Below are 271 nucleotides of genomic sequence, written 5' to 3'. Positions count from 1 at the left end.
CAAGGAAACTTTCACAACCGACAACATCCCATTCTATTTCGATATAGTCTTCTTGAGGACGGATGTTAACGTTAACCGTGGGTTCAATGGGTTCAAAATCAGGATTATCCGTCAGGTGAGGTTGTTCGTGCTGCGTTTCTACGGCATGATAAGTTGTGCAGCGATCAACGTAGTGGCAGTTAATACAGATACACATAGTATGCTTTTTCACCCTGCTTACTTTTAGTGCTAGTTTAGCTTAGGAGTAATGGGTTACTGGTTCTTTATTAAC

Annotated in this window: 1 protein-coding gene; it reads right to left on the bottom strand. The window is 41.3% G+C overall.

The annotated features are described in order from the left end of the window. The coding region (locus R0J92_RS23155; RefSeq protein ID WP_411053397.1) for a Ycf34 family protein at positions 1 to 211 on the bottom strand (211 nt) is incomplete at its 3' end. Positions 212 to 271 lie beyond the last annotated feature (60 nt).

The organism is Tritonibacter sp. SIMBA_163, assembly GCF_046535935.1.
Classification (GTDB): Bacteria; Pseudomonadota; Alphaproteobacteria; order Rhodobacterales; family Rhodobacteraceae; genus Epibacterium; species Epibacterium scottomollicae.
This window is presented reverse-complemented; position numbering and strand designations above follow the sequence as displayed.